Origin of the sequence: Candidatus Oscillochloris fontis (genome assembly GCF_004138135.1) — a bacterium.
Lineage (GTDB): Bacteria > Chloroflexota > Chloroflexia > Chloroflexales > Chloroflexaceae > Oscillochloris > Oscillochloris fontis.
Genome location: NZ_RYFD01000051.1, coordinates 21,119 through 27,354, shown reverse-complemented (window position 1 = coordinate 27,354; position 6,236 = coordinate 21,119). Strand labels below are relative to the sequence as shown.

4 protein-coding genes are annotated in these 6,236 nt (G+C 61.9%); 2 read left to right on the top strand and 2 right to left on the bottom strand.

What is annotated here, in order from left to right; all coding sequences use genetic code 11:
* A partial coding sequence (locus EKD03_RS18490) for a hypothetical protein (RefSeq protein WP_161569286.1) occupies positions 1–221 on the top strand: 221 nt, incomplete at its 5' end.
* 660 nt (positions 222–881) lie between these two features.
* On the opposite strand, the gene ligA is transcribed toward EKD03_RS18490, so the two are convergent.
* Positions 882–2,912, bottom strand: a complete 2,031-nt coding sequence (gene ligA / locus EKD03_RS15610) for an NAD-dependent DNA ligase LigA (protein ID WP_129632918.1) — start codon at positions 2,910–2,912, stop codon at positions 882–884.
* A gap of 327 nt (positions 2,913–3,239) precedes the next feature.
* On the opposite strand from ligA, the gene EKD03_RS15605 reads away from it, so the two are divergent.
* Positions 3,240–4,667: a glutamate synthase subunit beta gene (locus tag EKD03_RS15605; protein ID WP_129632915.1), complete on the top strand. Its 1,428-nt coding sequence runs from the start codon at positions 3,240–3,242 to the stop codon at positions 4,665–4,667.
* A 180-nt stretch (positions 4,668–4,847) separates the two neighbouring features.
* Here EKD03_RS15605 and EKD03_RS15600 read toward each other — a convergent pair whose 3' ends face one another.
* Positions 4,848–6,227: a two-component system sensor histidine kinase NtrB gene (locus tag EKD03_RS15600; RefSeq protein WP_161569285.1), complete on the bottom strand. Its 1,380-nt coding sequence runs from the start codon at positions 6,225–6,227 to the stop codon at positions 4,848–4,850.
* Between the last annotated feature and the right edge of the window lie 9 nt (positions 6,228–6,236).

The window sequence follows — 6,236 nt, the reverse complement described above, 5'->3', positions numbered from 1 at the left end:
ATCCCGGCGAGGCCACTGATACTGGCGGCGTCGCCGCGCTGCAAGGCCGCGCTGAGGGTGGCGATCTCCGCGCTGCGGCCGACAAAGTCGCTTACTGGGACGCGCAGTTGGTGCAGGTTGCTGAGGGTGGGTGGTGGGGCGTGGTGGTGGTGGTTGTGGATTATCTTGTCACGCCCAACAACATCGCCGAAGTCTATATCCCCAGCCTGTACTCCATCTAGGCGGACAAGTGGAGAATCGGGTTGTTCGGGTTGGGTGTTCATGGTGGCTCCGTGGGTGTGGAGTGGTATGTGCCGTATGGTACACGATGGGGTGGGTGGGGCGCAATGGGATAGGGAACCCCAATTTTTCACCGCCGAGGACGCGGAGGAACGCAGAGGATGCGTTCTTGGGTCTCCCCCTCTGCGCCCCTCTGTCTCCTCGGCGGTAGAACCCCCCGACCCGGTTTTTTACCGCCGAGGACGCCGAGGAACGCAGAGAATGCGTTCTTGGGTCTCCCCCTCTGCGCCACTCTGTCTCCTCTGCGGTATACCCCTCCGCCCCGGTTTTTCACCGCCGAGGACGCCGAGGAACGCAGAGGATGCGCTCTTCGGCCTCCCCCTCTGCGCACCTCGGCGTCCTCGGCGGTTACCCCTCCGACCCAATTTTTTACCGCCGAGGACGCGGAGGAACGCAGAGGATGCGTTCTTGGGTCTCCCCCTCTGCGCACCTCGGCGTCCTCTGTGGTATACCCCACCGCCCCGGTTTTTCACCGCCGAGGACGCCGAGGAACGCAGAGGATGCGCTCTTCGGCCTCCCCCTCTGCGCACCTCGGCGTCCTCGGCGGTATACCCCTCCGACCCGGTTTTTCACATCAGAGGGAGACGCAATATCTTGCGTCTCTACCCCCCAACCAACTCCCGCAACCCGGCCTCATCCAACACCGGCACCCCCAACTGGGTCGCCTTGGCCAGTTTGCTCCCCGCACTCGCCCCGGCGACCACGTAGCTGGTCTTCTTACTCACGCTCTCGCTCACCTTGCCGCCATGCGCTAGGATCATTTCGGCGGCTTGTTCGCGGGTGAGTGTGGGCAGGGTTCCGGTCAGTACGAAGGTTTTGCCGTTGAGGTTCTGGCTCTGGATTTGGCGCGGCGCACCGCCGGTGAGGGTCAGCCCGGCGGCGCGTAACTTCTCCACCAGGGCGCGGTTCTGCGGGTGTTGGAAGAAATCTACCACACTGGCCGCCAGCACTGGGCCGATGCCCTCGATCTGTTCGAGATCGGCCTGCGTCGCCGCCATGATGGCGTCGAGGCTGCCAAACTGGTTGGCGAGCGTCTGGGCGGCGACGCTGCCCACAAAACGGATGCCGAGGCCCACCAGCAGCCGATCTAGCGGACGTGTCTTCGACTCCTCAATCGCGGTGATCAGGTTGGCGATCTTCTTGGGGCCAAAGCCCTCCATGCCCTGGAAGTGGTGGGGTTGCAGTGCATGTGCATAGAGATCGGCTACGTCGCTGATGAGCCCCGCTGTGACGAAGAGTTCGGCCTGTTTCTCACCAATCCCGACAATGTCGAGTGCCCCGCGACTCACATAGTGTTCCACGCGGCGCACCAACTGCGCCGGGCAGATACCGAAGTTGGGGCAGCGCCATGCAGCCTCGCCTTCTACCCGTTCTAGTGCCGTGCCACATGCGGGGCAGATGGTGGGGAAGCTCCAGGGCTGCACGCTCGCATCGCGGCGGCTGAGGATCGGCCCGATTACATACGGGATCACATCCCCGGCCCGTTTTATCGTCACATAGTCGCCGACGCGAATATCGCGCTCGGCAATATAGTCGGCGTTGTGCAGACTGGCATTGCGCACCGTCACCCCACCGATGACCACCGGCTCCAATTCGGCTCCGGGCGTCAGGACACCGGTACGCCCCACGTTTACCGTGATTGCCTGGAGGCGGGTAGTGGCTTCGCGGGCGGGGAACTTGAACGCAATCGCCCAGCGCGGGTCGCGCCCGACTACCCCCAACTCGCGCTGTTGGGCGAAATCGTCAATCTTGATCACAATCCCGTCGGCCTCGAACTCCAGGCTATCGCGGCGCGCCATCCAATCCCGGCAGTAGTCGAGTACCGCCGCAAAGTCGTCAAAACGGCGCGCATCGCGGTTGACCGGGAAGCCCAGATTGCGCAGGTAGGCCAACGTCTGCCACTGGCTCGTCAGTTCCACGCCCTCCACCGGCCCCACTTGGTAGGCGAAGAAGCGCAGCGGGCGGCTCGCGGTGATCGCCGGGTCTTTCTGGCGCAGGCTGCCAGCAGCGGAGTTACGCGCATTGGCAAAGACCTTCTCACCACTGCTGGCGAGGCGCTTGTTGAGTGCATCAAAATCGGCGCTGGGCATATAGACCTCGCCGCGCACCTCGATACTGCTGGGAATGGGCGTGTCGGGAGTCTCCGTGCGCAACACCAAAGGGATGCCGCGCACCGTGCGTAGGTTGGCGCTCACATCCTCACCGACCTCGCCATCGCCACGGGTAGCGCCGAGTTCAAAGCGACCGGCACGGTAGGTCAGGGCGATGGCGAGGCCATCAATCTTCGGCTCGAGCACATAGGCCAGCGGCGTGTCGGCACCGAGCAACTTGAGTACCCGCTCGCGCCACGCATACAGATCGGCCTCATCAAAGGCATTACCAAGCGAGAGCATCGCCTGGGGATGGCGCACCTTGCCAAACTGACTCGTCACTGGTGCGCCGACACGCTGGGTGGGCGAGTCGGGGCTGAGCAACTCAGGATGCTCGGCCTCCAGGTGGCGTAGCTCACGCATAAGTGCATCATACTCGACATCACTCACGTTGGGATCATCGAGCACATAGTAGCGATAGTTGTGTTCACGCAGCAGCGCCCGCAGACGCTCGATTCGCTGCACCAGCTCAGATTCTGCCATCAATGATGCCTTTCAGCCTCCAAACAGGCCCATTTCAACCCAGAAGTAACCAAATGACCAGCCCAAGTTGATATGCTACTACTCTGCAAACGCCCAGAACAGTGTACATTACATCACAAATGTACCCCTGGGATTCCCAGCCAAACTGTGGCGCAATGGAGCGTCCGACACCGACCCATCACGAGCGACGTAGCTCGGCACCGCCGGCCCTCGCGGCCCGGGCGTAAGAGCGTGGCGGGGTGCGGGAACGCTCCGCCGGGGGTAAGCGACAAAACCGTTGCGCCGCACATGATACCATGGCGCACAATCCAGAGAGGTTACAGCATTATGGGCGACGTTGAGGGCTTTCTTAAGTATGGGCGGGCCGAACTGCATGGGCGTCCGGTCGAGGAGCGGCTGGCCGATTACCATGAGGTGTATGAGCCAGTAGACGAGCAGACGGTGGTGCAGCAGGGGGCACGCTGCATGGACTGTGGCATCCCCTACTGTCACGTCGCCTGCCCGCTCGGCAACTACATCCCCGGCTTTAACGATCTGGTCTACGAGGGGGATTGGGAGAACGCGCTGACGCTGTTGCACCGCGACAACAACTTCCCTGAGTTTACCGGCCACCTCTGTCCGGCGCTGTGTGAGGGGGCGTGTTCGTTGAGCCTGAGCTTTGAGCCAGTGACGATCAAGATGATCGAGTTGCAGATCATCGAGCGCGGCTTTGCCGATGGGCGCGTGCGCCCGCAGCCGCCGCACACCCTGACTGGCAAGCGGGTCGCCATTGTTGGCTCCGGCCCGGCTGGTCTGGCCGCTGCGCAGCAGTTGCGCCGCCAGGGCCATGAGGTCGAGGTCTTCGAGCGGGCGGATCGCATCGGTGGCCTGCTGCGCTACGGCATCCCCGAATTCAAGTTGGAGAAGAAGATCATTGACCGGCGCTTGGAGCAACTGGTCGCCGAGGGCATCGTCTTCCACACCGGGGTTGAAGTCGGCAAGGATGTCTCCGCCGACGACCTGTGCCGCGACTTCGACGCGGTGCTGCTGGCCGGTGGGTCGCGCAAGCCGCGTGATCTGGTGGCCGAGGGCCGCGAACTGAGCGGGATCTACTTCGCCATGGACTTCCTGACCCAGCAGAACCAGCGCTGTGAGGGTGATGTGGTTCCGCCCGACGATGCGATCAGTGCCGAGGGCAAGCGGGTGATCGTGATCGGTGGCGGCGACACCGGAGCCGACTGTGTGGGTACCTCGCTGCGCCAGGGTGCCTTGCAGGTAACGTCGTTTGAACTGCTGCCCCAACCGCCGCTCAAGCGCGCCAAGGACAACCCCTGGCCAGAGTGGCCGCGTGTCTTCCGCACCCCCTCGTCGCACGAAGAGGGTGGCGAGCGTATCTACTCGGTACAGACCAAACGCCTGATCGGCGATGAGCGCGGGCGGGTAGTCGCCATTGAGGCGGTCAAGGTGAATTGGCAGCGTGACGCCCAGGGCCGCATGCGGATGGAGGAAGTGCCCGACTCGAACTTCACCATGCCCTGCGATCTGGTGTTGTTGGCGATGGGCTTCACCGGCGCAGAGCGCAACGGGATGATCGAGCAGTTGGGGGTAGATCTAACCCCTGGCGGCACGGTGGCCACAAACACCTCGAAGATGACCTCGCGCCCTGGCGTCTTCGCCGCCGGTGACATGAGCCGGGGCCAGTCGCTGATCGTCTGGGCGATTGCTGAGGGCCGCGAGGCGGCCAAGCGGATTGGTGAGTATTTGGCGCAGGCGTAGGTGCCTGTAGGGGCGCGACGCGCCCACATGGCATGCGTAGGGGCGCGTCACGACGCGCCCCAGGCGTCCCCACGCCTTATGTCGCCGCGATCATCGCACCGGATGGCGCGTCACGACGCGCCCCTACAGCCACACTGGGATTAACCGAACGCCTCCCCCGAACCCCCGCAAGGATGCACATCACCCTTCCTTCACCGGCAACTCAACCCGAAAACAGGTTCCCTCCTCACTACTATGCTCCACCATAATCTGTCCATCATGATCGGCAAGAATCCGCTGGCAGATCGCCAACCCCAAGCCGGTACCATCGGGCCGGGTAGTAAAGAATGGCTCGAAAATATGGGGCAGATTATCGGGCGAAATACCCATACCATTATCACTTACCCGAATAATGATCTGTAATTGCCCCTGCGCATCCGCTGCCCAATCACTCATCACCACCAAACGCCCACCGCGTAGCATCGCCTGCATCGCATTAAAGACCAGATTGATCAAGACCTGGGTTATCTCATCGGGGCGACCGATGAGCATGGGCAGATTGTCACTCAGATTGCACTGGATCTGAATAGCACGCCGCCGCAGGGTCGGCTCGGTCAGCAAAAAGACCCGTTCGATCAGGGTGTTAATATTGATCTGCATCGGAGCGGCGCTCGGTCGGTAGAGGTCGAGTAGTTGGCGCAGCGTCACACTGATGCGCTTAATCTCCTCACGGGCGAGGCGCAAATAGCGCTCACGGTCAGAATCAGCGCTCATCCGCCCCGCCATATGCAAGCAGGTCTCAATAGATTGAAGCGGACTATTCACCTCGTGCGCCACCACCGCCGCCAAGCGTCCGGTTGCCAGCAGTCGCTCGTGCTGGCGCATCTGCGCGGCAAACCAGAGCGGCTCGGTCATATCGCGCAGATGCACCAAGAGCCAGGTAAGCCGCCCGTGGTCATCAAGCAGCGGCATAGTGCGAATATCGTAGGTACGCTCACCGCCCAACGGGTTGGGAAGTTGGACACGGGCGTGACGCACTTGTCCATCAAGCAGACTCTGATCAATACTGATCAGTGGCTGATTGGGCCATGCGGTATGAAACTCGACCCAGGTGCGATCAAGCAGCACCTCATCGTTGGGCGCGAGCAACGTCGTCGCTGCCGCATTGATCAAGCGAATATGCCCCGCCGAATCAAGCAAAATCAGACCATCATGCAGACCTTCAAAGAGCGTAGATAAGAGATCGAAATCCGTAAGCAATGGTGCAACCTCGCTAGCGAGCAGCGCCAAGCGGTTGGGGGATAACGGAGTGATACGCACCTGCCAGATTCGACCGATCATGGCCATACGCGCCTCTTGAGCCAAGCCCGTAGATAATGCCTGCATCGCCAGATCGGAGAGGCGTGACGCATCAAGGCCGTGGACTGTATGGAGTGATCGCCCTAGAACACACACTGCCCCCAACAACATACCGGGATTATGCAGCGCGGTATAGTGTAGGTTCGCATCAAGTTCAGCCAACGTGACGACAGAACCGGAGAGGGCGGCCATGAGATCATGAGCGAAGGGCAGATCGGGCATGGAGTACCT

Excerpts from the sequence above, each read along its gene's own strand:
- ligA (WP_129632918.1), bottom strand. The coding sequence starts at position 2,912 with ATGGCAGAATCTGAGCTGGTGCAGCGAATCGAGCGTCTGCGGGCGCTG.
- EKD03_RS15605 (WP_129632915.1), top strand. The coding sequence starts at position 3,240 with ATGGGCGACGTTGAGGGCTTTCTTAAGTATGGGCGGGCCGAACTGCAT.
- EKD03_RS15600 (WP_161569285.1), bottom strand. The coding sequence starts at position 6,227 with ATGCCCGATCTGCCCTTCGCTCATGATCTCATGGCCGCCCTCTCCGGT.